Below are 25,120 nucleotides of genomic sequence, written 5' to 3' on the forward strand. Positions count from 1 at the left end.
CGAACGATAGAGGCAACGGCGGTCGCCGAAAAGTAGCAGATGCCGAGAAAAATGCGCTAGCAGATGGCGGCTTGGGCCGCGGGGAAGTAGCCGGGCGGGAGTGGGAGGGCAAACTGCTGCGCTGGAATTGTTTGCAACTGCTGCTGTTTTGCGCGGACCACCCGGCTCAAACTATCGCGTGAGATGAGACAATTCTGCCTTGAGAGGGTGATGCCATGAACCTGTTGAAGATGACGCGAATCGTGCTGTGGAGTTTTTTCGGCGTCCGCCGCGGCGCCTCGCATCAAGCCGATATTACTGACGTCAAGCTGCCGCTGTTGCCGTTCGTCGCAGTGGCGCTCGCTGCCGGTTTCGGCGCGACGCTGTTCGCGCTCGCGAAGCTTGCGATCAACGTGGCGCATTGACGAAGGCCGAGGATTCGGCAGACAAGCGCGAACGCGAACGCGCCGGCAGTGTGAAGAGGTGATGCGCTGCTCATTCGCTGGCGCGTTCGAGCAGCGAGCCCAGCGTTTTGATGGCATTCTCCATCTTGTCGCTCCACGGGTGGCCGAAATTCAATCGAACGTGATCTCGGAACGCGTGCCGTGCGGAGAAGATCGGTCCCGGCGCGATGCTGATACCGTTCTCTATCGCGAGCCGGTGCAATTGCATGGCGTCGACACGCGGTGGAAGCCGAACCCACAAAAAATAGCCTCCGGATGGCCGCGTCCAGTGCGTATCGTCCGGCATCCAGCGGTGCAGCGCGGTATCCATTTCGATCAGTTGACTACGGAACGAGCCGCGCAGTTTCCGCAGATGCTTGTCGTACCCGCCGTGCTGAAGATAGTCCGCTATGCCCGCCTGGGCCGGAATGCTGGCCGATAGAGTGGTCATCAACTTCAGGCGCTGGACCTTGTCGGCGAAACGGCCCGCCGCGACCCATCCAATGCGGTATCCCGGTGCAAGTGTCTTTGAAAACGAGCTGCAATGCATCACGAGGCCTTGCTTGTCATAGGCTATGGCGGGCAGCGGGTACGTCGGTGCGTGGTGCAGTTCGCCGTAGACATCGTCCTCGATGAGCGGCACGTCGTGCTGGGCAAGAAGGTTGACCAGTGCTTTCTTCTTTTCCAGCGACATTGCCGCGCCAGTCGGATTCTGAAAGTTGGTCATGAACCAGCACGCTCGAATGGGGTGTTTGTCGAGAGCATCGGAGAGCGCCTGCAAATCGATGCCCTCAACAGGGTCGACGGGAATCTCCACCGCCCGCAGGTCGAGGCGCTCAATGGCTTGCAGTGCCGCATAGAAACCGGGCGACTCCACTGCCACGACGTCTCCCGGTCGAGTCACTGCCATCAGGCAAAGATTGAGTGCTTCCAGCGCGCCATTCGTGACGACGATTTCCTCCATCGGCTGGGCAATATCCATCGCCATGTACCGCAGCGAAATCTGGCGACGCAGTGGCTCATTGCCCGGCGGGAGGTCGACGACGGTGCTCCAGGGACTGATCAACCGGCTTGCGTGTCCGAGCGATTTCGCGAGGCGCTGAAGGGGGAAAAGCTGCGGAGACGGGAACGCCGAGCCCAAGGGAACGATATCGGGATGCTTGGCCGCTTCAAGCACCGAGAAGACGAGGTCAGTGATTTCGACCTTGGCCGACTCCAGGGCCGGCGAAGGGCGTGATGTCTTCTGTTGCTCGAGCGCTGCGCCCGGCGCGACGTAGTAGCCCGAGCGCTCACGTGCTCGAATCAATCCCCACTCTTCGAGGAGATAGTAGGCTCGAAACACGGTGGACTGGCTGACACCGTGCTGCGTGGTGAGCTGTCTCAGCGAGGGCATGCGGGAGCCGGCAGGGCGGCTGCCCGAGCGGATCTCGTTGGCCATGGTGTTGGCCAGCAATTCGAAGCGTTTCATTGAACGGCCGTGGTTCGCCTGCATTCATTCCGTGAATGTCGGTGGCCGGTCTTGTTCGATCACCGTGCCATCAAGCAGGCGATGTTGCCTCGAATGCGGACGTTGGGCAAGTTGTCGTGAATCGCGGCGCACGCCGATTTTCCACATTCAACAACAATCCTCTCCATGGACGACGCTTATTCTCAAGCGACCCTCTATCTAGACTGTGGTCACTGATTTACGAACAGGGCTGTTCGTAACAGGACAAAGGAAAGTCTGGAGGTCGTTATCATGAAGTCCCTTATTCAAGCCGTTGTCGTTGCCGCTGCTCTTGCAGCACCGGTTGCCGTGTTCGCTCAATCGAACCAACCGATCACGCGTGCACAAGTGCGCGCTGAAATGGTCGAGCTCGAAAACGCCGGCTATAACCTCGCCCATGGCGAAGACCCGCATTACCCGGAAGACATTCAGGCCGCTGAAGCCAAGGTCGCTGCGCAGCACGGTGCGACAGGTTTTGGCGGCGTGGTGAATGGTTCGTCGGACGCGGGACGCCCGGCCGTATCGAAGTCCGATTGGAACGCGATGTACAACCACCCCTAATTCATGGCTTCGCGCTCGTGTCCTGGTTCCGGAACGCCGCTTCTCCGGCGTCCGACACCTCGACCCACTTCTTGTCTGGCGCTGCGTCTGCGACGTAGCTGTCGTGCCAGTTCCACCACTTGTAGGTGGGAGTCTGAGGATAGCCCTCGGGCGAGTTCTCCCAGACCTCCTGCCGGCCCAGCGGCGTGATGTCGAGGTAGTTCCAGGTGCCACCCATCTGCTCGTCGCCGCGGTTGTTGATGAAGTAGGTGCGGAACACCTGGTCGCCGTCGCGGTAGAACACGTTTGTGCCGTGCCACTCGCTGACGCCGAAATCGGAGTCGAAGCTGTCTGTGAGGGTGAACCAGGGCATCTCCCAGCCCATCTGCGCCTTCAGCCGCACGATGTCCGCCTGAGGCGCACGCGAGACGAAGGCGAGCGTGGTGTCACGAGCGTTCAGGTGGGCAAGGTGGGCGACCTGGTCGGCCACCATGGAGCAGCCCCGGCAGGCGTGCTCGGGCCAGCCGAACACGCCCGGCTCGAAGAAGGCGCGGTAGACGATCAGCTGACGCCGACCGTCGAACAGGTCGAGCAGGCTGGCTTTGCCCGCAGGCCCCTCGAACGCATACGTCGTCTCTACGGCCATCCACGGCATTCGCCGGCGCTCGGCGGCGAGAGCGTCACGGGCGCGGGTCTGGGCTTTTTCCTTCACGAGCAGCTGCTCGCGGGCCGCCTCCCACGCCTGCGCCGACACGACCGGTGGTGTGTGCATGGCAGGCAGTCCATCCTTCTGTCCGTTCTTGGCTGATGTAGTCATGGCTTTTGCTATCTCCTGGTTTGGGCGAGTTCCCGCACCGCGCGGCTGAGGCGCGATTCCACTCGGGGCTCATCGCTCGTTGTCGGCTATGAGATAGCTTGGCACTGGAAATCGAACGTTGGGAGTAACAAGTGTGGCGGTATTCCGGTGGCGTCGCTGCGCCCGGATCGCTTCATCTGGAAGACGAACGAGGTATTGCCAATCACGGCTTCAATGATTCTGTAGGTCATGTTCCAGAGTATTGGTGCGGTGCGAAAACCACGGCTGCCGGATCGCTTGGCGACGAGCTTTTCCCGCCACCCTTATGCATGTGCTGAGAATGTTTCTACCGGCTTGTGAGTATCCGCGTCTTCCGGGTCCATAGCGACCAGTACTGCGCAGGAAACCCTGTCCAGCAGCAATCCATCGTTCTTGCCGCTCCACCATCGCCGGATGGGGCCGCTTCGGCGATGCCCCACGACAATCAGATCGACTTTCAACTCACGGGCAAAAAACGGGATATGGTCCAGAGGGTCGCCAATCGCGAAATGGGGCGTTGCGATGACGCCACGCGCAGCGAGTTTCTCGATTCCATCGCGGAGTATTTCCCTCGCGGACTGCTCCAGCGCATCGAACGGCACGGCAGACGCAATCTCGGCCCCCTGCGACCACGCCAGACTATTCAGAACGGCAAGCAGGTGCGTTTCCGCCTTCATCTGCTCCGCCAACGAGGCGCCGTGACGCAACGCCCGCCGCCCTTCCCGGGTTGCGTCATAACACAACAGGATGCGACTGAATGCAGACATATCGTCATTCGCTCCGATTCAAGAACCCCGCTATCGAGCAGCGGGTGGCGGATGCGAAACTGTTCGAATGGCCGTCGCTCATGAGCGCGGCAGCACAACGATGCAGACCACATCGCATCGAAATTAGTATATATCATCTTGTGATGTATAAGCGGTCCCATCCCCGATCGAAGAGGTAATCCGATGGCTATCGATATGACGTCGTTTGCTACGCCACTGACCCGGCTGCTGGGCTGCCGGTATCCCGTCATCTCGGCGGGAATGGGCGGCCCGGCGCGCGCCGAGCTTGCAGCGGCCGTTTCCCATGCCGGCGGATTTGGCCTGCTGGGCATGGTGCGCGAGCCGCCTGAGTTGATCTCCCGCGAGATTGCTGCAGTGCGGGCCGCCACGGATCAGCCGTTCGGCGTCAATCTGATTCCGTCGGCCACGGAACCGACCCTCCTGGCGGCAGAACTCGATGTCTGTCTGGCCGCCCGGGTTCCTGCGATATGTTTCTTCTGGGAAGTCGTACCCGACGTGGTCGCACGAGCGAAAGATGCTGGCGTGCTGGTGCTCTATCAGGTCGGTTCGCTCGCGGACGCGCTCGCCGCTGAAAAGGCGGGGGCCGATGTCGTGATTGCCCAGGGTATTGAGGCGGGTGGCCATGTGCGGGGGCGTACAGGAATCCTGACGTTACTTCCCGAGATCGTCTGGCATGTACGCGTCCCGGTTGTCGCATCGGGCGGGTTCGCGACAGGCGCAGGCCTGGTTGCGGCTCTCGCGCTCGGCGCGGCGGGAGTTCACTGCGGTACGCTTTTTCTCGCCACCCACGAGTCTTTCGCGCATGACTATCACAAGCAACGCATTCTCGCTGCGCAGGCGGGTGATACGGTCTATACCGATCTGTTCGCGATCAACTGGCCACCTCACTCTCCCGTACGCGTCCTGGCAAACAGCGTGACCGGGAAAGCCGGAAGTCACCTGTTCGGACACCACCCGGACAGGCTGCCACGCGATGTGATTGCCTACGACGAAGGGCGGCCGATCTACCGGTTCAGCACCGATTCACCACTTCGCAGCACGGTGGGCGATCTTGAGCAGATGGCGCTCTTTGCTGGCGAATCGGCCGCGCTCGTCGATCAGGTTGCGAGCGCCGCCGAGGTTATCGAGCGGCTGTTGAATGAGGCCATTGATGCCTCATCGCGAATCGCGCCGTTATGTGAGCATGGACGAGGAGGGGCGGTTTAACTCGCCGGTGTGCAACTGCCCTCGTCATCCTCGCCGGCTATCCGCGATAGTACGTTGGCGACCACCCGGTCGCAGTGGGCGCCGCCAAATTCGAATACGTCGCGCTCGGCGAGATCGATCTCGTGCGCCAATGATTCGCGCAGCAAGCTCTTGGCGCGGAAATGCCGGCTGCGCACGGTCGCTTCCGGGATGTCGAGACATTGTGCCGTCTCCTCGACGCTCAATTCCTCGACCGAACGCAGCACAAACACAACGCGAAAGACTTCCGGCAGTGCATCCAGCTTGCGCTCGAGCAGGGCTCGCAGCTCGGCGCGCGCTACCGCCTTGTCTGGGGAATCGGAATCTTGCGCGGTCATGGCATCGATATCGACATGAGTGTTCGCGTCTACCATCGGAATCACGTTCTGACGGCGTGCTTCCCGGCGCAGGCGTCCATAGCATTCGTTGAGTACCAGACGGGATAGCCAGGTGAGGAGCGTGGCATCGCCACGAAACTTGGCGATCGATCTGTAGGCTGACAGATACGCTGCCTGCAGCGCGTCTTCCGCTTCCGTTCCGTCACGCAACGTTGAACGCGCCAGACGATACAGCGGCTTATTGTGCCGGCGCATCAGCCATTCGAACGCTGATCGATCTCCCGCCACGATGCGGCGGACCGTCTCGCGTTCGTCGTCCGCGGCAAACGTTGAATGTGCTTCAGCGATGTCCGTCATGACTGCCTCGCCAGGTCGCACTCACTCATTGTCCATTCCTCATTGCACGATCAGTGTGCCACGCATCGTGGTGTGGAGGGTGCACAGGTACGGGTAACTACCGCTCTGGCGCGCCACATAACTCCACGATGCATTTGGCGAGATTTCGTGCGAATCGAACGTTTTCGACATTGCCGTCGCCGTATGGGGAAACAGATCCTTGTTCACCCACACCACGCGATCTCCACGGTGCACCGTGAGCGCCGGCGGATTGAAGCGCATCTGCTCGATGACGATCACGTACGTTTTGGCCGCCGCCTCGGAAACGCCGGCCAGCGACATCGCTACGATCGCAACGAAAGCATAGGCGAGGAAAAAGCCTGTGCTACGTAGCGTGCCGCGGCGCTGTCCGGCCGCGCGAAGTGCGCGATCACGCACCGCTCTTGCCCAGCTCCGCCTGCAGATGCTTCGCGTGCTCGAGATGCGCGACAAAGGCCGGACGCACCTTGACGAGAAGCGCCTTTAGTTCGGCGTTCTGCGCACTCGGAATCAATGTCTTGTCCAGCGCGTCGAGAACGCTCTCGTGATAGGTCACCTCGTGGTCGATATACGCACGGTCGAACTGCGCGCCCTTGAGCGTTTTCAGGTTGGCGAGGTTGGCGTCGCCGCCCTGCTGGAGACTCTGGCTCGTCGGATTATCTTCCGGCGTCACACCCAGCTTGTGCACAAGGTCGGTGGCGGCCTTGTTGACGCCGCTGTGATCGGTGACCATGCGTTGCGCGAACGCTTTGACATCCTTCGACTTCGTTTTTGATTCCGCGAGTTTGCCCGCGTCGATATCCACCTGATTGGCGGTCACGACGATGGCCGCGATCTGAGGGTCGGTGGGCCCCGCGCTCTGTGCCCAGCACGAGAGGCTGGTCAATGTGAGTGCGGTGAGTGTGCCGAACAGTGCTGCGGTGATCTTCTTCATGTCGCGTCTCCTGAATAGTGATGGCAAGTCCGACCCGGTCCACACACGATCTGGGCCGATTCGATCTTGGATAGGGTGTTGGATGTCACGTGTGCGAGTCCTGTTCCCGTTTTCGTTCCCGGGCACGGCCTGCGATACGCGTTTCTTTGGCACGCTGGCGGAACAGCCATGAGGAGCGCGACATGGCTGCGCAGCGTGGGGACGATATTGTCCAGGGAATGGGTGCTGGATCCGCGGGAAAGGCTGGTGGAATCAACGGGAAAGGCAGGAGGGGCGTGCCCCCGAAAGGGCACGGAAAAAGCGCGTATCGATTCCGGTCGTTGACAGGCCGCTGACGGGCCGTTGACTTAAGGAACCGGTGGGAAGTGCCGCTTGCCGGTGTGGACCCGCAAGCGCCGGAAGCGTTCTTTCTTGTGCTCTTCGTCGAAGTGGGCAAGAGACGGCTTGACCAGATCGCTGCGCGACACAATGCCGACCAGCTGCAACGTTTCGGCGTCCGCGACCACGGGCAAGCGTTCGAGACCGTGCACCGCCAGCCGCGTTGCGACGAGCCGGCAGGTTTCACTGGGCAATGCAAAGGTGGGGGAGCGGTGGCGCAACACGTCGGCGAGGCGCGAGTCGAGCGCATCCTCTGCCTTATCCTCACCATCGCGAATTTTTTCCAGCACCGCGCGATCGACGACGCCCATCAGCACGCCTTCACGCACGACCGGATAGGCGCGATGTGTCTGCGTCGTGCCAAAGTACGTTGCCAGCGCTTCGCCCACGGACATATCGCCATCGATCGTTTCGACCGTACGCGACATCACCTCGTCGACGTGGTGGCGCTCAAGCGGATCGACTCCGTATTCCCGATAGATGTGATAACCGCGCCGGGCAATTTTCTCGGTCATGATGGAGCGCTTCATGACGACCGTTGCAAACCCGTGCGCGACCAGCGTCGCGGCGAGCAGCGGCAGCAATGCGTTGCTGTCGTGCGTCAGGCCGAAGGCGAACACGATTGCGGTCAAGGGCGCGCCTAACGTGGCGCCGAGCGTGGCCGCCATGCAGACGAGCGGCCACAGGGCAGGTTCGCCGCCCGGCAGCACGTGGCCGAACACGACGCCGAGCCCCGCGCCCAGCATGAGCAACGGAGCAAGGACACCGCCCGAGGTGCCCGAGCCCAGTGCCACGACCCAGATGATCGCCTTCACGACCAGGATCGACAGCGCGATCTGGATTGCAATGTGCTGGTGCAACAGATCGCCGATCACGTCGTAGCCGACACCTAGCGCGCGAGGTTCGAAAAAGCCGCCGATGCCGACGACGAGGCCGCCGAGCGCGGGCCACCACATCCAGTGGATGGGCAGCTTGCCGAATAGGTCTTCGGTCTTGTACAGTGCGGCTGACAGGCCCGATGCGAGCGCGCCGGACATTAGGCCCGCGATAACGCAGGACAGCAACGACATCGCACCGGGAGACATCGCACCGGGAGGCGCGGTCTCAAGCGGAAACAGCGGCCCCGTGCCGAAGAATGCCGCGCGCGCAAATCCCGCGACTGCGCACGCGAGGGCGACCGGCAGAAAACTGCGCGGGCGCCATTCGAACAGCAGCAGTTCGACCGCCAGCAATACGGCCGCCACCGGCGTGCCAAAGACGGCGGTCATGCCCGCCGCTGCGCCGGCAACCAGCAACGTCTTGCGTTCAGCTGAAGTGACCTTCACGCACTGCGCGATCAGCGATCCCAGTGCGCCGCCTGTCATGATGATCGGACCTTCTGCGCCGAACGGCCCGCCACTGCCGATCACAATGCCGGACGACAGGGGTTTGAGAATCGCCACTTTCGGCGACATGCGGCTCTTGCCGAACAGGATGGCTTCAATCGCCTCGGGAATGCCATGCCCACGAATCTTCTCCGAACCGTAGCGGGCCATGAAACCGACGATAAGGCCGCCGATCGCAGGGATGACCACCACCCAGATACCCAATGTGTTGAGGGCCGGTGAGCGGTCCGCAAACGAAAATTGCTGGAAGAAAAACAGATTGGTGAACAGATGAATCAGGCTCAGCAGCACGAACGCCGCGAGCGTGCTGAGGACTCCGATCCCCGCAGCGAGTGCGGAAATGCCTGGAAGCCGCGCGTTGATGGAAAAATCGCGCTTATGGGTATCGAGACTCATGGTGACTCAAAAATCAATCTGGGGGACGTTAAAGGTGCCCTTGAGCGACTTCAGTTCGGCACGGTGCATCTCAGCAAGACGGGCAAGCACCTGTTCGCCTGCTTTCAACAAATGAACCTCGACCTGGCGGCGGTCGGTCTCGCTGACCTTTCTGCGGACCAGATCAAGCGCCTCACAGCGGGACACGAGCGCGACCACACCGTGATGCTGCGCCTGGAGCCGTTCCGCAAGCTCGCCGACGGTTGCCCAGTCGCGCTCCGGATAACCCTTGATATGCAGGAGCAGCAGATACTGCAAGGGTGTAATGCCCTCGCCCTGGGCGGCCTGCTCAGAAAAACGCTCGAAGCGCCGCATCTGGTAGCGAAACTCGGACAGTTGCTCGAAGTCCGCCTTGGTCAAGCCGCGCGCGAGTGTTTTCATCGGAGTTCAGTGGCGAAATGGGTAAGGTGCAAATTATATCATGTCGTGATATTTGTGCCTGTATTCAACCCCGGTGACGGGGACAGTGGTTATGCCGCGCGTCGTTGCTGGGCGTAAGCCTGGCGATACAGCCCAGCGATGAGATCGGCCTGCGTGATCATTCCGGCGAGCCGCTGATTCGAGTCCAGAACCGGGATATGGTGGTGGCCGTAGTTCGCGAACACCGGCACCAATTCGACGATCGGCGTCGTCGCGCCGACCGTATGAACGTCGACGTTCATCAGGGCGCCGACCAGCGGCGCCGGGGTGATACTGCGCCGGAACCAGCGTTGCACGGGGGACGACAGACCGGCTCCTTTGGTGAGCGCCCGTTTGTCGACAAGGTCGGCGCGGGTCACGATGCCGATAACGTGCTGCCTCTCGTCCGTGACCGGGAGTGCCTTGATACGGCGCTGTTTCAGCAGACTCCATGCGGCGGAAGCTCTCGTGGTTGCCGACACCGCGACCAGCGAGCGCGACATGATGTCCGCGCAGGTCAGTTCATTGAACGTGCGGGCGTAGGCCTGCAACTGAACATCGCGCAACAGGGATTCCAGATCGTCCGTGTCGATATCGAGCAATTCCCCACGCCGGCTCAGCACCGACTCGAGGTCCGCGCGTGTGAAACCTTCGTTCGCCGCTGCCGGGGCTGCCGTGCCTTTGCCCGAACTCTGGGCGACGTGAGGGTATCGATGCCCGGTAGCAGCGTGGTAGGCGATGGCCGCGCACAACAGCGCCACTGACTGGATCGCGATGGGTTCGGCCACAAAGCGGTAGCCCAGAGCGTGCACTGCTGGACCGCCAAGGACCGCGGTCAGGGCGACCGCGCCCGACGGGGGGTGAACACACCGCAGCGCAAACATCGCACAAATCGCCAGCGCGACAGCCAAGGCGGCGGCGCCCACCGGATCGGCGATCCAGCTTGCACAGGCAACGCCGACCGTCGCGGAGACGATATTGCCGCCGATGATGGACCACGGTTGCGCAAGCGGACTGGCAGGCACCGCGAACAGCAGCACGGCCGAAGCGCCCATAGGAGCCACGAGGAGCGGAATGTTTGCTGCCGGTCCGAGAAGGACGTGCATTGTCCCGCCGGTGAACGCAATCCCAAGCAATGCGCCGAGACACGATCTGAAGCGTTCTGGCCACCGGACGGCAATGGGATGGGGGGCAAAGCTGGAAAACCAGCGGATGAGAGCGTGGCGGGACAAGGTTCTGATAGGAAAGTGGGGTGTATCACGTAGGACGGCCCCACACCTTATGGGCAAATCCTCACGAAGCGAAAGAACATGTCGTCATGATTATATTTCATTGTGATATAAAAATACGGTCCGGCTCGTCGCGATCTGACAGAAAAGCGCTGATCAAGGGGGCAGACTAATTCCGCGTCTGGCGCAGAAATGGCGCGCTTACGCGCCTGCGGACGCTTCCAGTTCTGCAAGACGCTTGCGCAGCAAGCGATCTTCCTGGAAGCGGCTGGTCTCGTCGCGGATCACGGCGACGATGCCGGTGAGTTCGTTTTGCGGCGAACGCAGCAACGCAACCGTAAAGGCAATCGATAGCGACCGCCCGTCCTTATGCACGGCGGGGACACGCAGCACGTCGTTGCCATAGCGGGTTTCGCCCGTTGCCATGGTCTTGTGATAGCCGTCCCAATGACGGCCGCGCAAACGTTCGGGAATGATCAGATCCAGCGACTTACCCAGTGCCTCGCTTTGCGTAAAGCCGAACATGCGTTCGGCCCCGGGGTTCCACAATGTGATGCTGCCGCCGGCATCGGAGATGATGATCGCGTCGCCGATCGCGTTGACGAGTTGCTCGAAGTCGATAGCGCTTTGCATGGTGCTCCCCGAATGTGAAAACGCGGATCCTTGAATTAGATACAGCGCCAGCGAAGGATGCCATATCCGCGGACCCGAGCATACACACGGGCCCGCGGCGCGGCACCGTTAAACCGTTAAACCGCTTTGACTTCGCGCAGGTTGAAGATGTCCTGCTTGCTGTAGCCAAGGCTCGCCAGCACTTCGTCAGTGTGCTCGCCGAGCAGCGGCGACGCGGTGACTTCCGGCTTCATGTCCGAGAACTTGATCGGACTGCCGACCGTCAGATACGAGCCGCGCTTCTTGTGCGGCACTTCGACGATGGTGCCGCTCGCGCGCAACGACGGATCGTTCGCGAGCTCCTTCATCGTCAGCACCGGCGCGCACGGAATGTCGAACTTGCGCAGGATATCCACCGCTTCGAATTTGGTCTTGTCGGCGAGCCACGCTTCGATGGTGTTGAAGATGTCGAAGATGTGCGGCTGACGCGCTTCGGCAGTCTTGTAGGCCGGGTCGTCGATCCACTCGGGTTTGCCGAGCGCCTTGCAGATCGGCTCCCATGCATGGCCCTGGATCGTGAAGTAGATGTACGCGTTCGGATCCGTTTCCCAGCCCTTGCACTTGAGCACCCAGCCCGGCTGACCGCCGCCGCCCGCATTGCCGCCGCGCGGCACCACATCGCTGAATTCGCCGTGTGGGTACTGCGGATATTCCTCGAGATAACCCACGCGCTCCAGCCGCTGCTGGTCACGCAGCTTCACGCGGCACAGGTTCAGCACGCTGTCCTGCATCGACACTGCGACCTTCTGGCCTTTGCCGGTTTTGTCGCGCCCCAGCAGCGCGGTCAGAATGCCGATTGCCAGATGCATGCCGGTGTTGCTGTCGCCGAGCGCCGCGGCGCTGATGGTCGGCGGACCGTCCCAGAAGCCGGTGGTGGACGCCGCGCCGCCCGCGCATTGCGCGACGTTTTCGTAGACCTTCAGGTCGTCGTAGTGATGGCCGTCGCTGAAGCCCTTCACCGAAGCGACGATCATCTTCGGGTTGAGTTCGTTCAGACGCTCCCATGAAAAGCCCATCCGGTCCAACGCGCCCGGGCCAAAATTTTCGACCAGCACGTCAGATTCGCGGATCAGCTTTTCGAGTACTTCCTTGCCTTCGGGTTTTTTCGTGTCCAACGTCAGCGACTTCTTGTTGCTGTTAAGCATGGTGAAGTACAGCGCGTCGGCGTCAGGGATGTCGCGCAACTGGTTGCGCGTGACGTCGCCCGAACCCGGTCGTTCAACCTTGATCACATCGGCGCCGAACCAGGCGAGCAACTGGGTGCACGCGGGGCCGGCCTGAACGTGGGTGAAGTCGATGATCTTGATGCCTTCGAGAGGTTTGCTCACTTTGCTATCTCCGTGTTTGCTCAGGATTACTTTTTCATCGCCGCGCTTTGCGGATTCAGATTGGTCAGGCGGCCGCTTTCGGTGCCGGCCGCTTCATCGATGACGGCATTGATCAAGGTCGGCTTGCCCGATGCGATCGCTTCGAGCAGTGCCGTCGTCAGTTCTTCCGGTGTGGTCGCGTTGTAGCCGACACCGCCGAACGCCTCGATCATCTTGTCGTAACGCGCACCCTTCACGAACACGGTCGGCGCGACGTCCTTGCCGCCGGTTGGGTTCACGTCGGTGCCGCGATACACGCCGTTGTTGTTGAATACGATCGTGCAAACCGGCAGGTCGTAACGGCAGATGGTTTCGAGTTCCATGCCGCTGAAGCCGAACGCGCTGTCACCTTCGATCGCGACAACCGGTTTGCCGCTTGTCACCGCCGCGCCAATCGCGAAGCCCATGCCGATGCCCATGATTCCCCACGTGCCGGAGTCGAAGCGCTTGCGCGGTTCGTACATGTCGATGATGCTGCGGGCGTAATCGAGGGTGTTCGCGCCTTCGTTGACGACGTTGATGTCCGGGCGCGTCTTCAGCACGTCCCGGATCGCGCGCAACGCGCTGTGGAAATTCATCGGCGACGGGTTCTTGTCGAGCGTGGCGGCCATCTTTGCGAGGTTCTTGCTCTTGCGCTCGGCGATCGCGCCAGTCCACTCGGCGCTCGGCTTCGCAAATCCCGCATCGAGGCCAGCGCGCAATGCCGCCACGCACGAGCCGATATCGCCGATCACCGGCGCGGCAATCGCGACGTTGCTGTCGATTTCGGTCGGCGAAATATCGACCTGGACAAATTTCTTCGGCTCCGCGCCCCACGTCTTGCCCTTGCCATGCGAGAGCAGCCAGTTCAGACGCGCGCCGATCAGCACCACGACGTCGGCTTCCTGCAAAACGAACGAGCGGGCAGCCGACGCCGATTGCTCGTGCGTATCGGGCAGCAGACCCTTAGCCATCGACATCGGCAGGTACGGAATGCCGCTTTGTTCGACGAACGCGCGGATCTCCGCATCCGCCTGCGCGTACGCCGCGCCCTTGCCGAGCAAAATCAGCGGACGCTTCGCGCTCTTCAGCACATCGATCGCACGCTTGACCGATTCGGGCGCGGGCAACTGACGCGGCGCGGCGTCGACCACTTTGACCAGCGACTGCTGCGCCTTCACAGCGTCGAGCGTTTGCGCGAGCAGCTTGGCCGGCAAGTCCAGATACACGCCACCCGGGCGGCCCGACACCGCGGCACGAATCGCACGCGCCACGCCGATGCCGATGTCTTCCGCATGCAGCACGCGATACGCAGCCTTCGCATAAGGCTTCGCCGCATTCAACTGATCCATTTCTTCGTAATCGCCCTGCTGCAGATCGACGATTTCACGCTCACTGGATCCGCTGATCAGGATCATCGGAAAGCAGTTGGTGGTCGCGTTCGCAAGCGCCGTCAGGCCGTTCAGGAAGCCGGGCGCGGACACGGTCATGCAGATGCCGGGCTTCTGCGTCATGAAGCCGGCAATCGCCGCCGCGTTGCCCGCGTGCTGTTCATGACGAAAACCGATGAAACGCATCCCTTCCGCTTGTGCGAGCCGCGCGAGGTCCGTGATCGGAATGCCGACAAGACCAAAGATGGTGTGGATGTCGTTCAGTTTCAGCGCGTCGATGACGAGATGAAATCCGTCGGTCGTCTCGGTTGCCTGTTGCTTCGAGGTAGCGTCTTGTGTGGGCCTATCGGCTTCTGCCATGATGTTTCTCCTTGGTCAGGGGGCGTTGTGGGATTCGTCGTGAGTTGCGCGCTCACGTTGTTATTCATTCAGGCGAGCCGCCGGACGACGGCTGCAGCCGCGCTTCAGCGATGACCACGTCAGCTGGCGCGCTCGAATTTTCGATCCAGCGCTTTCTCATGGGTGCGAGGATGAACTTCGCGGACACGGCTGCCGCGATCGATATCACCGCAGCCGAGATGAACACGGTGCTCCACCCGCCGTTCGCCGACAGCACCGAGGCGATCGGCACCAGCATCGACGCGGTACCCTTCGCGGTATAAAGCGTCCCTGCATTGGCCGCGGCGTATTTGCTGCCGAACGTGTCCGCGCAGGTCGCCGGGAAGATCGAGAAGATCTCGCCCCAGCACAGGAACACGGTGGCTGCGAAGAACATGAACGCGTATGGGTTGTGGCCGAACTGCATGAGTCCCAGCAGCGCGACGCCTTCGCCGAGAAAGATCATGAACATGGTGTTTTCGCGGCCAATGCGGTCCGACAGAAAGCCGCATAGCGGACGCGTGAAGCCGTTGCACAGATTGTCGATCGACAGCGTCATCGTGAGCAGCGGCAGCGTGACGCCCAGCAGATTCACCGGCAGTTTGGCAAAGCCGTATTCCTTCGCGATCGGCCCTAGCTGCGCGGTCGCAATGATGCCGCCGGCCGCGACGAATACGAACATCAGATACAGCACCCAGAAGAGCGGCGAGCGGATCATCTGGCCGGGCGTGTAGTCGATCTTGCTTGCGACCACGCGTTTGGCCGCGACCGCGGTTACGGGCGGCTTCGGCCGTATCAGCATGGTGGCGAGCAGCAGAATAGAGACGCCCTGGAAAATGCCGAAGAACATGAACGTGTGCTCGTAGCCTGAGCGCTGAATCATGTTGGCGATCGGGATCACGGTGACGGCCGCGCCGGCGCCGAAACCTGCCGCGGTCAAACCGGCCGCGAGACCGCGCTTGTCCGGAAACCATTTGAGCGCCGTGCCGACACAGGTGCCGTACACGCAACCCGCGCCGACACCAGCGATGACTGCCGCAACGTATAGCTCCGCGAGACTGCTCGCATGCGCGTCGATGATCCAGCCGAGCGCCACGCACAGCGAACCGCCGATTACAACCGGGCGCGGCCCGAACTTGTCGACGAGCCAGCCTTCAACGGGTACGAGCCAGGTTTCGGTGACGATGAAGATGGTGAACGCGGTCTGGATTGCCGCCTGGCCCCAATGGTGGGCATGGTCCATAGGTACGACGAACAGCGTCCACGCATATTGCAGATTCGCGACGAGCCCCATGCACACGATGCCGATCGCCAGTTGCACCCAGCGGTGATGCCTGAACGCCGTACTGCCTCGCTGGGATACGTTGGAATGTCCCATGTCTTTCGTCTCCTGTAGATTCCGTCGCGCTCGAGTGGCGCGTTGGACTTACGTGATCGAATCGCTTCATTGCCGGTTTGTTTGCGGGCAATGACGCGCCAGTGGTCGGCCAGAGGGAATTGCACTAACGAAAACCCTTACCCGTCGATCGCACGACAGCTGCGTAAAGGCGTTTGGCGTGGAGCGCGTCTGAGGAGATGCTGCGCGCGAACAGCGATAAGCGAAAGTTAAAACATTTTATGGTTTGTATTAGGCATACCTAATGGATGGGTTTGCCGCTTCTGACTGTGGGGTTGTGAGAAGCGCAATGCGGCTGTACAGAAATCCAGATTGGGTCGCAGGCACACCTGGAGGGGAGTGAATGTATAAACAAAACACTATCGTTTTTCGAAAAAACTTTAACTATTGTTTATTTGTGCGTCCTCCTATTCTTGATCATGCCATTTGCCTGAAGGAGACGACCATGAACACGTCCCAGTTTGACGCTTGCGACAGCGCGCATGATGCGGAAGTCGAGGCGCAATTGTGCGCCTACAACAGCGTATTCGATGAACTCGGCCTGCGCTTCCGTTGGGATGCGAGCACGCTGGCATTGCTAGTCACGATCGACGGCGAGGAGGCGCGGATTGCTGCGTATATCGAAGCGCACCATCCGCACTTGCTGAAAGCGTATAGCGCCGGGTTTCTGAGCCAGGCCATTCTCGAGAGGAAAAATGCTCGCTGCCCGGCGTGCATGCCGAGGCGCGCCGACAGCGCGGCGCATCTGAGCGACGCGGCACATCAGCCACAGACAAACAGCTGGCGCGTGTGGGCGTCGTACGAGGTCGAACTGCCGGCGCTGGCCGGTGCTTAGACGCGGCGCGCGCCGATCGGATCTAAAAGGTATCAAGCGGGAAAGTCAGTCGATGCGGACAACGCCTTCCAGGTTTCGGTTTCCTGCGTGACATAGGCATTCTTCTCAGCGATGGCCTTCAGCGTGTCGGTGCCAAGCGCCAGCCGCAGCGGCGGCGCTTGTGCGTCGACCAGTTCGACCATGGCTGCCGCGAGCTTCTCCGGATTGCCCGGCTGCTTGTGGTTCAGGCCGGGAGCGATCCGGCGAACGTTTCCCGACGTCTCGTCATAGTCTGCGATCACGTTCCCGGCAACCGCAAGCGACGACGCGTCGAGGAAGTCCGTACGGAAATATCCAGGCTCCACGACCGTTGCGTGAATGCCGAGCGGTTTCAGCTCGGCGTGCAGCGCCTCGGTCAAGCCTTCGACTGCGAACTTGGTCGAACAGTAGGCGCCGAATCCGGCGACTGACCGATAGCCGCCGATCGACGACATATTGATGACGTGGCCCGCCCGCTGCGCGCGCATCACCGGCAGAACGGCGCGCGTGACATTCAACAAGCCGAACACGTTCGTGTCGTACATGCGACGCACGTCGGCGTCGCCGGACTCCTCGATGGCGCCAAGCAAACCGAAGCCCGCGTTGTTGACCAGAACGTCGATACGGCCGAATCGTTCCATCGCGGCTTGAACCGCAGCCTTCGCCTGGGCTTCGTTTGTCACGTCCAGCGCCACGGGGAGGAGTGCCGGCGAGTGACCCAGGCGATCGGCAATCGCTGCGACATGGCGACCGGTGGCAACGACCGCATTGCCGTCAGCCAGGGCCGCCTGAGCGATCAGGGCGCCGAGGCCGCGCGACGCGCCGGTGATGAACCAGACGCGCTTGAAGCCGTTGTTTGTGTTGTTGACCATGATGTTTGTCCTACGTTTCGAGTGAAAGTGAACGAATAGTAGGAGGGGCGATTGGCACAAACTAGCCGTAGATTGGTAGACTGATAATCAACTTTTATTTGCTAATCAGAGCTGCCATGAACGAAGTTCGCGCGATCACGATATTCGTCCGGGCCGCGGCGCTAGGAAGCCTGCGCAAGGCAGCCGTGGATCAGGGCATCTCGCCGCAGGCCGCGAGCCACGCGGTGATGCAACTGGAAAGGGAGCTGGGGGTTCGGCTTTTCCATCGAACCACGCGCAAGTTGAGCTTGACCGAGGAGGGGCAGGGGCTTCTGGACAGCGTGAGACCTGCGTTGGCCGTACTGTCGTCGGCACTCGACGACGCGCGGCGATCGAAAGACGAGATTGCGGGACCGCTGCGGGTGAGCGCGCCAAGAGCAGTCGGGCAGACTGTGCTGTGGCCATGTTTCCTGGAATTCGCCGAGTTGCACCCGAATGTGCAACTGGACGTGCAGTTCGACGATCACTTCACCGACCTCGTCAGCGATCGCGCCGACGTAGGCTTTCGTGGTGGCTCTCCGCCGTCGGGCGGCACGATCGCGCGCCAGCTCTTGCCGATTCAACTGATCGTCTGCGCATCACCTGCCTATATTGAGCGTCATGGCGCGCCGCGAACCATTGACGAACTCGACGGGCACCATTGCACCGGCTATCGACGAGCGAATACGGGCAAGCAGGCGCCGTGGGAATTCCTGATAGGTGACGAGATCGTCTATCGTGACGTCGCGACGACCTTGTGCGTCAATGACACGGACGCGGAGACCCAAGCCGTGCTGGCTGGACTCGCAATCGGTCAACTCGGCAGCTTTTCGGCGGCCTTGCCTATCAGGCGTGGCCAACTCGTTCCGCTGCTTGTTAGGCATGTCACTCAGCGTGAAGCCATCTACATTTACTATCGCCACCGAACCGAGCAGCCGCTGCGAGTGAGGACGTTTATCGACTTCATGATCGCGCGCCTCGCTGGGAACAAGGATTTCTATCTCGAGCCATCCGAGCTTCGGGCTGCACGTTGAGCGCGTCGGGTTCGACCACGAACGCTACATGTCGATCGGGTCGCCGACGAACACACTCGGCCGGAAGTTCTTGCGTCGTGTGCAGAAGGGCGGCTGGCAGCGAAACCTTATGTCTTTGGCAACGTGGACTTGCGGCCCCGTTTGCGCGGCTTCGGCTCGACACCCACGCGTTCGTCGCGCGAGAGCACTAGCGCTGTCATCCTTTCCGCGATGGTTTCGAACGCCGGATCGTCTTGCGGCACATAAAGCCATTTTCCAAGCACCGGATGCGGCCGCAAAGCGGGCATTTCTTCAATGAGCGCGGCGTGACGCTCTTGCGAGGTGCACACCAGCAAGCCATTCCACGGCTTGTCGCGATCGGCGGCAACCAGACACAACAGGCCGTCGATATAGGCGGCATCGCAGCCGAACATCCGCCGGCGGATATAGGTTGAATCTCGCTCGAATGCGTCGAAGATCCAGACGAGCGAGTTGCGGATGGAAGAGGGCATTACCGTGAAATCCCAATGGCGATGAGCGATGTTAACTAATGGGTCTGCTTTATCTGCATATGAATGATTGTCGAGAGTCGACCTCGACGAGTCTCAGCGCCGCCTCCTCCGGCAATTGCGTTTTATGAGCGTTACATAAGCGTTTCCTATCGTGCAAGAACGAACCCGTCTTGGCGCGATTTGCGGGGGCGAGATACCGTTATATCCGTGTTACAGCGGCGTCGTGCCAACTCGTTCCTGACCTGCATGAGCCGCTCCCCTTACATCCGGAAGCGAAGATCGACCATGTACAAAGCCATCAGGAAAAACCCGTCGGCGCCTCAAGCTGCCGACAAGATCCTTACCGCATTGCGTGATATTCCCGTCTCTGCGCTCAGCGACAACATGCATCGCAACATCGGCAGCGTGGGACTCCATCCCTATCAACGGCCTGGCAAAAAGACGATGGCGGGCACCGCGGTCACAGTGCGCTCGCGAGGCGGGGATAACCTGACTTACCTGCGCGCCTTGGAGTTTTGCCGTCCAGGCGACGTACTGGTCGTGGACGCGGGCGGCGATCTCAACAACGCCGTGGTCGGCGGGATTCTGTCTTTCTACGCCGCCAACATTGGCGTTGTCGGTTTGGTGGTGGATGGCGCGATCCGCGATGTCGCTGAAATCCGCGATCGGGATTTTCCCGTTTACGCGCGCGGAGTCACGCACCGGGGGCCGTATAAGGACGGTCCAGGCGAAATCAACGTGCCGGTGTCGGTCGGCGGAATGGTGGTCAATCCGGGGGACATCGTTGTCGGTGATCAGGACGGCTTGCTGGCCATTCCGCAGGACGATGCCGAGCATGTCATCGAAAAAGCGCTAGCCGTTCTGGAAGCCGAAGCCGAGACCATGCGGGCGATGAAAGAGGGCCGCTGGAACCGCGCGTTTATCGATGCGCTCGAAGCGCGATGCAATAACTGAGCTACGCGTAGAGAGAAGGGGAAAAGCCGACGTCTGCATCGCGACGTCGGCTTTTTTGGGGTTCGCCCGGCTTGGCCGCACCTACTGGGAGGTGAAAGTCCTCTACACGCCCGGCAACGGGAAGTGTTAGCCGAACGGCTAGGATGTCGCGGGTGACTGGGAATCTGGAGGAAGCCGAAGGCAAAGCGCTGGCCTGACGAACAGCAAGCGGATACGAGGCGGCGTAGCGGGGTGGGGTGTCCATAATCGTCAAAGCCCGATACCGCACAGGCGCTTCGAGCGCGAGGTGGTGTTAAGAATCCGATCAGAAAATTCGATTAGGGACTGAGGTGGTTTGCCTCGCAAAAGTCCGAATGTATGGCCGCAATCTCAATCCCATCTCGGCTGTCATGCATGAAGGCGTGGCAAAGCGGGGGCGTCCATCGTCTACGTATGTGGCAGGGGTGCAGCCTCAGCGCTGCCGCCATGTCGATTTGTGGACAGCAATGGATGCACTCTGACAATTCAATGTCAAGCGCGGTAAGTCTATTCAATTGGGCTCACTTGCGCTCGCACAAGGTTCCTCAATGTGCCTGCTTCGCGTAGGGGATTTACTACTCAATTACAGAACAATCCTCTATAAATCGGATCTGATTTTCAATATCTTTCTGTTAATTAGTAGGCCTATAAACAGAGGGGGGTATTGATGATTGATTCAATTGGACGCACAGGAAAGCGGCGAGAAGCCCGCCGGGTGCCAGTGGCGCGCGTAGCAGGTTTTTGCGCTTTGGCTTGTCTACTGATGCCAGTGATGTCCGCCCATGCCGATGACATTACATACGGATACGACGCACTGGGGCGTTTGACGTCGGTAACGGCCGCAGGCACCACTGCCTATTACGACTACGATGCGGCCGGCAATATGACGGCGATCCGACGCTCGGGTGTGGCTTCTGCTACCGCTGTGTACCCCACCTCTTCCGCAGTCGGCACGCAGGTAGCGGCGTCTGTGGCTGGTGTCCTGCCACTGGCTGACAGTAAACGCATGATCGTCACTGACGCGCATTGACGCTTCAGTTTCTCTTTTCTTCCTTCAGGCTGCCCATGCGAACTGAATCCGCCCTTGCGGCGCGGCGTGCGTTGTCGCGCCCGTTTTTGCTGTTGTTCTTTCTGCTTGCGTCATGGTTTGTCGTGCCGCACGCGAACGCCGCCGATTGTCCCACCCTCTATGGGGCCTCTGGCGCTTCCCCTGGTGATCCGATGTGTCGGCTGAAAGCCGCGGCAGCCGACTTCGGCGGCTTTGGTGGCTACGTGTGTAACGATCCTTTCGGGATTGCGAGCTACTGCAGTGGCCCGTCGGACACCGACTCGACCGAACCGGATTCATCCGAGGGCAGCATGCCGGATGACCAGGACAACTGTACCGCCGACGCCACCGCCGGTTGCGGTAACAGCACGTCGGGCGCCGAGCCCGTCAACTTGTACACGGGGCAGTTCTACTTCTTCCGTCACGACCTGGCGGTCGCCGACACGCTGCCGCTGGATCTCGCCCGCACTTACCGCAGTGGTGCTTACGACAACACCGGGAAGCCGCTGGTTGGCGCATTCGGAGTGGGTGGTGGACTGACTTTCGACACCATTCGTGCGATGAGCACCGACCGCCAACGCTTCGAATTGCGCCAGGCGACAGGTATCCGTGTGCCGTTCACACCGCGCGCGGGCAGCAACGGAAAGGGCTGGGACGACCTGACGAGCCCCGGCGAGTATTTCCGCGCCCGCATTGACGCCGCAGGCAGCGCCGGCATGACCCTCAGCATGCGCGACGGGCGAGTTCAGCGCTTCACGTCGATTGCCGGCGTGTACCGGCTAACCCGTATTGAAGACCGCAACGGTAATGCGCTCGTGATTACGCGCGACAGCAAAACCGGAGCGATCACGAGCGTGAGCAGCCCGAACGGCCGCATGCTGGCGTTCACGTCGATCGTGGGCACACGTGGCACGCCGCTCATCTCGCGCATGACCGACCCGCTGAACCGTCAGGTCAGTTACCAATACGACAGCGCGGACCGCCTCGTCCAGGTAACGGATGCCGCCGGCGGCATCTGGAAATACGGCTGGGACAGCAAGTCACGACTGGTGAGCGTCACCGACCCGGAAGGCAACCTCCAGGTGACCAGCACCTACGACGACAACGACCGGGTGGTTGCCCAGAAGCTCGCGGACGGCAGCACCTTCGCGATCGCCTACACGGTGAGCGGCGGCAAGGTCACGCAAACCGAAGTGACGGACCGGCGCAGCAGCATCCGCCGCCTGGAGTTCGATGCGAACGGGCGGGTGGTGCGCAACACGTATCCGGCGGGCCAGTCGATCCAGCAGGTGCAGACCTACACATACGACGGCAACGGCCGCGCGACGAACCTCACTGCGGGCGATCGCCAGTACACCTATACCTACGACGCTAATGGCAACCGCACGAGCGAGGCCGATCAATCCGGCACGCTAGTCACGCGTACGTTTGACAGCTACAGCCAATTGCTGACTGACGCGCAGGCGGGCGACCCGCAGCGTGGCGTGGCGACCGTCTACACGTACGACCCGAAGGGCAACCTGCTGACGGTCACGGACCGCGTGGGCAACCGCACGGCGTTCACGAACGACGGCCAGGGCCGTCCGCTCACGGTGACCGATGCGCTGAAGGGCGTGACGAAGTTCACCTGGACCGGTGCGGATCTGACCAGCGTTACCGATCCGCTGAACCGCACCACGCAGTACACAACGGACGCGGCAGGTCGCGTGACGGCGGTGCAGGACCCACTGGGTAATAAGACGAAGCGCACGCTCGATGGGTTGGACCGCACGACCGGCATCAGCGATGCACTGAACGGTGTGACCAGCTTCACTTGGGATCGCAACGGGCATCTGCTCAGCCGGGCCGATCCGATGGGCGTGACCACGCGCTATACCTATAACGCGATCGGCCGCCCGGTCAGTAAAACCGACCCGCTGGGTCGCAGCGAAATGTACACGTGGAACAGCGCGGGGCAACTGGCCACAGCGACCGACCGCAAGGGACAGGTCACCGAGTACACCTACGACGCGGCCGGACGCAAGGCGTTCAGGATGGCCACCCTTCCGGGCGAGACGAGGGCCGTGCGACAGTGGAGCTATTCGTGGGATGGTGATGGGCGGCTCACGGGCATCCAGCAGTATGCGGTGCGTGATCCTTCCGTCGGGCAGACCCTGACCCGGGTCTACTACTACGACGCCGTGACCGGCTATGTGGCGAAACAGGCCGAGGCGCCGATCTTGCCGGGGCACACCATCGAGTACAGGTACGCGCAGGATAGCCGCGAATTGAGCAGTCTCCTGCTGGACCGCGTGACGGTGCAGTACACGCGTGACGCGGAGCACCGCGTCACGCAGGTGGAGTACCAACTCAACGACGACACCTCAAAAGCCTTCGGCTACACCTATGATGCACTGGGACGCCGCAGCAAGGCGACGCTGGCCAACGGAATCACGATCAGCTATACGTGGGATGCGGCAAGCCAGCTAACCGGCATAATCTACAGTCGCGCCGACGGTAGCGTACTGGGTGACCTGACGTACGGCTACGACCTGGCTGGCCGTCGCACGAGCATGGGCGGTAGTCTCGCGAAAACCGACCTGCCACAAGCAGTGAGCGACGCGCAGTACAACGGGGCGAACCAGCTCACGCGCTGGGCCGGTCGGACCCTCACTTACGATCTGAACGGAAACCTGACCAGTGACGGGCTGAACCAGTACGGATGGGACATCCAGGACCAGTTGTCGCAATTGAGCAGGGCGTCGGGGTCGTGGAATGCGAGCTACGTGTATGACATGTTCGGCGGCCGCTATTGGGCGAAGATCAACGGCTCACGCACGGACTACTTTGGCGTGGGCGACGACCCGAGTCTGTCGAACACGGACAACGACTGGTCCCACCGGCAGCGCCAGTTCTCGCTGTTTGGTGAGGGCGCACCGGACGAACTCATGTTCCGTCGCATCGGCGACGACGCAAGTCAGGACCGCTACGTCCTGCGCGACGCGAACAACAACGTGATCGCGCTCACGGACGCGAACCAGCAGATCGTGACGCAGTACCGGTACGAGCCGTACGGCACGACGACACAGAGTGGTGCGGCGGATGTGAACCCGCAGCAGTACACGGGGCGGGAGAATGACGGGACGGGGTTGTATTACTACCGGAACCGGTATTACAGTCCGAGCACAGCACGATTCATCAGTGAGGATCCGGTTGGGTGGGCGAGTGGGCAGACGAATGCGTATGCCTACGTCAATGGGAATCCGGTGTCCATGAGTGATCCTTTCGGGTTCTGGAGCATCAGCGGCAGCATGTACGGAGGTTTCGGCTTTCAGTTCACCGTCTACGGCGACGGTTCTGTCCCAACGGCTTCAAGCATTACTGGAGTGGGGATACGCGGCGGGCGCGGCGCAGGTATAGGGCTTAGTTTCGATCCAAACGGCGCAGTACCAAGTAAAAGTAGCGATGGTTCATCGGTAACTATCGGTGGTTTTGCAGAGGCAGGTGCTAGCTTAGGTCCCTTTAACACAAGCATCGGTGTTTCCAACGGAGTGGAATTTAACCAGTCTGGTTCTTCAGGCCTTCCGGGATTCGGTGGAAGGCCCTATCGAGGAGCCGGCGGCGGTATTGCGATCGGCTTTCCAAGCGCAGGTTTTGGAGGGGCTGCTTGCGCAGCAGTCGGCATTGAGGTGACCTATACTCGTGGCAAATAAATTCATGTTCTGGCCTGTGATCAAGGTGGTAATGCTATTGGTAGTGCTTGTGGCGGGATTGTCCGTGCAGCCCGTTGCCAATATGCCGCTTGGGAGTTGGGTATTCATTGGCGCGCTAGCAAGTGCGATGGGTTTTTTCCCATCCCCTTATACACATCTCCGACCGGCAAGGGCGGAGCGGGAAAGAGG

Annotated in this window: 24 protein-coding genes; 9 read left to right on the top strand and 15 right to left on the bottom strand. The window is 61.1% G+C overall.

Going from position 1 to position 25,120, the window contains the following annotated elements; genetic code table 11:
* Positions 1–215: 215 nt before the first annotated feature.
* On the top strand, positions 216–404 hold the full coding sequence (locus GNZ13_RS46650) for a DUF2970 domain-containing protein (protein ID WP_172177747.1): 189 nt from the start codon (positions 216–218) through the stop codon (positions 402–404).
* Positions 405–474: 70 nt separating this feature from the next.
* Here the strand turns inward: GNZ13_RS46650 and GNZ13_RS46655 are convergent, their stop codons facing one another.
* A complete protein-coding gene (locus GNZ13_RS46655) occupies positions 475–1,890 on the bottom strand; it encodes an aminotransferase-like domain-containing protein (RefSeq protein WP_172177749.1) in 1,416 nt (471 codons plus the stop codon).
* Positions 1,891–2,160: 270 nt separating this feature from the next.
* Between GNZ13_RS46655 and GNZ13_RS46660 the strand changes: the two genes are divergently transcribed.
* Complete coding sequence (locus GNZ13_RS46660) at positions 2,161–2,469, top strand: DUF4148 domain-containing protein (protein WP_172177751.1); 309 nt, start codon at positions 2,161–2,163, stop codon at positions 2,467–2,469.
* Between the two features lies 1 nt (position 2,470).
* Here GNZ13_RS46660 and GNZ13_RS46665 read toward each other — a convergent pair whose 3' ends face one another.
* Both GNZ13_RS46665 and GNZ13_RS46670 read right to left on the bottom strand, forming a co-directional pair.
* The gene (locus GNZ13_RS46665; protein ID WP_172177753.1) at positions 2,471–3,265 is read right to left on the bottom strand and encodes a DUF899 domain-containing protein; all 795 of its coding nucleotides are present in this window, start codon (positions 3,263–3,265) and stop codon (positions 2,471–2,473) included.
* Positions 3,266–3,567: 302 nt separating this feature from the next.
* Positions 3,568–4,050: a universal stress protein gene (locus tag GNZ13_RS46670; RefSeq protein WP_172177755.1), complete on the bottom strand. Its 483-nt coding sequence runs from the start codon at positions 4,048–4,050 to the stop codon at positions 3,568–3,570.
* Between the two features lie 183 nt (positions 4,051–4,233).
* Between GNZ13_RS46670 and GNZ13_RS46675 the strand changes: the two genes are divergently transcribed.
* Complete coding sequence (locus GNZ13_RS46675) at positions 4,234–5,277, top strand: NAD(P)H-dependent flavin oxidoreductase (RefSeq protein WP_172177757.1); 1,044 nt, start codon at positions 4,234–4,236, stop codon at positions 5,275–5,277.
* On the opposite strand, the gene GNZ13_RS46680 is transcribed toward GNZ13_RS46675, so the two are convergent.
* From GNZ13_RS46680 to oxlT, 10 genes are all read right to left on the bottom strand, one after another.
* Positions 5,274–5,990, bottom strand: coding sequence for an RNA polymerase sigma factor (locus GNZ13_RS46680; protein ID WP_172177759.1), 717 nt, complete (start codon positions 5,988–5,990; stop codon positions 5,274–5,276). The genes GNZ13_RS46675 and GNZ13_RS46680 overlap by 4 nt on opposite strands.
* 39 nt (positions 5,991–6,029) lie before the next feature.
* Positions 6,030–6,407: a cupredoxin domain-containing protein gene (locus GNZ13_RS46685; RefSeq protein WP_407945708.1), complete on the bottom strand. Its 378-nt coding sequence runs from the start codon at positions 6,405–6,407 to the stop codon at positions 6,030–6,032.
* The gene (locus tag GNZ13_RS46690; RefSeq protein WP_172177761.1) at positions 6,400–6,942 is read right to left on the bottom strand and encodes a DUF4142 domain-containing protein; all 543 of its coding nucleotides are present in this window, start codon (positions 6,940–6,942) and stop codon (positions 6,400–6,402) included. Before GNZ13_RS46690 ends, GNZ13_RS46685 begins: the two co-directional genes overlap by 8 nt.
* Positions 6,943–7,289: 347 nt before the next feature.
* Positions 7,290–9,101, bottom strand: a complete 1,812-nt coding sequence (locus GNZ13_RS46695; protein WP_172177763.1) for a chloride channel protein — start codon at positions 9,099–9,101, stop codon at positions 7,290–7,292.
* Positions 9,102–9,107: 6 nt separating this feature from the next.
* On the bottom strand, positions 9,108–9,521 hold the full coding sequence (locus tag GNZ13_RS46700; RefSeq protein WP_172177765.1) for a MarR family winged helix-turn-helix transcriptional regulator: 414 nt from the start codon (positions 9,519–9,521) through the stop codon (positions 9,108–9,110).
* A gap of 89 nt (positions 9,522–9,610) precedes the next feature.
* Positions 9,611–10,771 carry an HPP family protein gene (locus GNZ13_RS46705; protein WP_172177767.1) on the bottom strand — a complete coding sequence of 387 codons (1,161 nt, stop codon included), beginning with the start codon at positions 10,769–10,771 and terminating at the stop codon, positions 9,611–9,613.
* 198 nt (positions 10,772–10,969) lie between these two features.
* Complete coding sequence (locus GNZ13_RS46710) at positions 10,970–11,401, bottom strand: PAS domain-containing protein (protein WP_172177769.1); 432 nt, start codon at positions 11,399–11,401, stop codon at positions 10,970–10,972.
* Positions 11,402–11,517: 116 nt separating this feature from the next.
* Positions 11,518–12,768, bottom strand: a complete 1,251-nt coding sequence (gene frc, locus GNZ13_RS46715) for a formyl-CoA transferase (RefSeq protein ID WP_172177771.1) — start codon at positions 12,766–12,768, stop codon at positions 11,518–11,520.
* A 26-nt stretch (positions 12,769–12,794) separates the two neighbouring features.
* Positions 12,795–14,537, bottom strand: coding sequence for an oxalyl-CoA decarboxylase (gene oxc, locus GNZ13_RS46720; RefSeq protein ID WP_172177773.1), 1,743 nt, complete (start codon positions 14,535–14,537; stop codon positions 12,795–12,797).
* A 64-nt stretch (positions 14,538–14,601) separates the two neighbouring features.
* The gene (gene oxlT / locus GNZ13_RS46725; protein ID WP_172177775.1) at positions 14,602–15,933 is read right to left on the bottom strand and encodes an oxalate/formate MFS antiporter; all 1,332 of its coding nucleotides are present in this window, start codon (positions 15,931–15,933) and stop codon (positions 14,602–14,604) included.
* Positions 15,934–16,396: 463 nt separating this feature from the next.
* Between oxlT and GNZ13_RS46730 the strand changes: the two genes are divergently transcribed.
* A complete protein-coding gene (locus GNZ13_RS46730) occupies positions 16,397–16,786 on the top strand; it encodes a hypothetical protein (RefSeq protein ID WP_172177777.1) in 390 nt (129 codons plus the stop codon).
* Positions 16,787–16,818: 32 nt separating this feature from the next.
* On the opposite strand, the gene GNZ13_RS46735 is transcribed toward GNZ13_RS46730, so the two are convergent.
* A complete protein-coding gene (locus GNZ13_RS46735) occupies positions 16,819–17,676 on the bottom strand; it encodes an oxidoreductase (protein ID WP_172177779.1) in 858 nt (285 codons plus the stop codon).
* Positions 17,677–17,792: 116 nt separating this feature from the next.
* Here GNZ13_RS46735 and GNZ13_RS46740 point away from each other — a divergent pair, with 116 nt between their 5' ends.
* A complete protein-coding gene (locus GNZ13_RS46740; RefSeq protein WP_172177781.1) occupies positions 17,793–18,728 on the top strand; it encodes a LysR family transcriptional regulator in 936 nt (311 codons plus the stop codon).
* A gap of 107 nt (positions 18,729–18,835) precedes the next feature.
* Here the strand turns inward: GNZ13_RS46740 and GNZ13_RS46745 are convergent, their stop codons facing one another.
* On the bottom strand, positions 18,836–19,219 hold the full coding sequence (locus GNZ13_RS46745) for a hypothetical protein (protein WP_172177783.1): 384 nt from the start codon (positions 19,217–19,219) through the stop codon (positions 18,836–18,838).
* Between the two features lie 285 nt (positions 19,220–19,504).
* On the opposite strand from GNZ13_RS46745, the gene GNZ13_RS46750 reads away from it, so the two are divergent.
* The 4 genes from GNZ13_RS46750 to GNZ13_RS51825 form a co-directional block, all read left to right on the top strand.
* On the top strand, positions 19,505–20,173 hold the full coding sequence (locus GNZ13_RS46750) for an RraA family protein (RefSeq protein WP_172177785.1): 669 nt from the start codon (positions 19,505–19,507) through the stop codon (positions 20,171–20,173).
* A 781-nt stretch (positions 20,174–20,954) separates the two neighbouring features.
* Positions 20,955–21,221 carry an RHS repeat domain-containing protein gene (locus tag GNZ13_RS46755; RefSeq protein WP_236002494.1) on the top strand — a complete coding sequence of 89 codons (267 nt, stop codon included), beginning with the start codon at positions 20,955–20,957 and terminating at the stop codon, positions 21,219–21,221.
* A gap of 35 nt (positions 21,222–21,256) precedes the next feature.
* Positions 21,257–24,931, top strand: a complete 3,675-nt coding sequence (locus tag GNZ13_RS46760) for an RHS repeat-associated core domain-containing protein (protein ID WP_172177787.1) — start codon at positions 21,257–21,259, stop codon at positions 24,929–24,931.
* The coding region (locus GNZ13_RS51825) for a hypothetical protein (RefSeq protein WP_216675287.1) at positions 24,921–25,120 on the top strand (200 nt) is incomplete at its 3' end. The genes GNZ13_RS46760 and GNZ13_RS51825, both read left to right, overlap by 11 nt.

Origin of the sequence: Paraburkholderia elongata, from assembly GCF_013177735.1 — a bacterium.
In the GTDB taxonomy this organism is placed as follows: domain Bacteria; phylum Pseudomonadota; class Gammaproteobacteria; order Burkholderiales; family Burkholderiaceae; genus Paraburkholderia; species Paraburkholderia elongata.

Excerpts from the sequence above, each read along its gene's own strand:
- GNZ13_RS46650 (WP_172177747.1), top strand. The coding sequence starts at position 216 with ATGAACCTGTTGAAGATGACGCGAATCGTGCTGTGGAGTTTTTTCGGC.
- GNZ13_RS46655 (WP_172177749.1), bottom strand. The coding sequence starts at position 1,890 with ATGAAACGCTTCGAATTGCTGGCCAACACCATGGCCAACGAGATCCGC.
- GNZ13_RS46660 (WP_172177751.1), top strand. The coding sequence starts at position 2,161 with ATGAAGTCCCTTATTCAAGCCGTTGTCGTTGCCGCTGCTCTTGCAGCA.
- GNZ13_RS46665 (WP_172177753.1), bottom strand. The coding sequence starts at position 3,265 with ATGACTACATCAGCCAAGAACGGACAGAAGGATGGACTGCCTGCCATG.
- GNZ13_RS46670 (WP_172177755.1), bottom strand. The coding sequence starts at position 4,050 with ATGTCTGCATTCAGTCGCATCCTGTTGTGTTATGACGCAACCCGGGAA.
- GNZ13_RS46675 (WP_172177757.1), top strand. The coding sequence starts at position 4,234 with ATGGCTATCGATATGACGTCGTTTGCTACGCCACTGACCCGGCTGCTG.
- GNZ13_RS46680 (WP_172177759.1), bottom strand. The coding sequence starts at position 5,990 with ATGACGGACATCGCTGAAGCACATTCAACGTTTGCCGCGGACGACGAA.
- GNZ13_RS46690 (WP_172177761.1), bottom strand. The coding sequence starts at position 6,942 with ATGAAGAAGATCACCGCAGCACTGTTCGGCACACTCACCGCACTCACA.
- GNZ13_RS46695 (WP_172177763.1), bottom strand. The coding sequence starts at position 9,101 with ATGAGTCTCGATACCCATAAGCGCGATTTTTCCATCAACGCGCGGCTT.
- GNZ13_RS46700 (WP_172177765.1), bottom strand. The coding sequence starts at position 9,521 with ATGAAAACACTCGCGCGCGGCTTGACCAAGGCGGACTTCGAGCAACTG.
- GNZ13_RS46710 (WP_172177769.1), bottom strand. The coding sequence starts at position 11,401 with ATGCAAAGCGCTATCGACTTCGAGCAACTCGTCAACGCGATCGGCGAC.
- oxc (WP_172177773.1), bottom strand. The coding sequence starts at position 14,537 with ATGGCAGAAGCCGATAGGCCCACACAAGACGCTACCTCGAAGCAACAG.
- oxlT (WP_172177775.1), bottom strand. The coding sequence starts at position 15,933 with ATGGGACATTCCAACGTATCCCAGCGAGGCAGTACGGCGTTCAGGCAT.
- GNZ13_RS46730 (WP_172177777.1), top strand. The coding sequence starts at position 16,397 with ATGAACACGTCCCAGTTTGACGCTTGCGACAGCGCGCATGATGCGGAA.
- GNZ13_RS46735 (WP_172177779.1), bottom strand. The coding sequence starts at position 17,676 with ATGGTCAACAACACAAACAACGGCTTCAAGCGCGTCTGGTTCATCACC.
- GNZ13_RS46740 (WP_172177781.1), top strand. The coding sequence starts at position 17,793 with ATGAACGAAGTTCGCGCGATCACGATATTCGTCCGGGCCGCGGCGCTA.
- GNZ13_RS46745 (WP_172177783.1), bottom strand. The coding sequence starts at position 19,219 with ATGCCCTCTTCCATCCGCAACTCGCTCGTCTGGATCTTCGACGCATTC.
- GNZ13_RS46750 (WP_172177785.1), top strand. The coding sequence starts at position 19,505 with ATGTACAAAGCCATCAGGAAAAACCCGTCGGCGCCTCAAGCTGCCGAC.
- GNZ13_RS46755 (WP_236002494.1), top strand. The coding sequence starts at position 20,955 with ATGCCAGTGATGTCCGCCCATGCCGATGACATTACATACGGATACGAC.
- GNZ13_RS46760 (WP_172177787.1), top strand. The coding sequence starts at position 21,257 with ATGCGAACTGAATCCGCCCTTGCGGCGCGGCGTGCGTTGTCGCGCCCG.